The organism is Bacteriovorax sp. DB6_IX, from assembly GCF_000447775.1.
In the GTDB taxonomy this organism is placed as follows: Bacteria; Bdellovibrionota; Bacteriovoracia; order Bacteriovoracales; family Bacteriovoracaceae; genus Halobacteriovorax_A.
This window is the reverse complement of sequence record NZ_AUNJ01000299.1, coordinates 1-236: the sequence shown is the minus strand read 5'-3', so window position 1 is coordinate 236 and position 236 is coordinate 1. Positions and strand designations below refer to the sequence as shown.

General features: G+C 30.5%; 1 protein-coding gene. It reads right to left on the bottom strand.

The genetic code is table 11. The features are described 5' to 3' along the window. The coding region (locus M901_RS08900; protein ID WP_034721519.1) for a response regulator at nucleotides 1–201 on the bottom strand (201 nt) is incomplete at its 3' end. Nucleotides 202–236: the final 35 nt, after the last annotated feature.

Here is a 236-nt window from a genome sequence, read left to right as displayed (position 1 = left end):
CTCTCTAAAGAGCTGAATTCCATTTTTAAACGGCATATGAACGTCAAGAATAACCATATCAGGCTTAAGCTCTTTAACAGTACTTAAAGCGTTTAAAGGATTTGATAAAGTACTAATATCGAAGTCATCTTCAAAGATATCTACGAACATTTCGAGATTAAGTAAATTATCATCAATGTATACGAGCGAAAACTTTTTCATGAATTATTAGTAGTTTACACAAGCTTTTCGTAAAA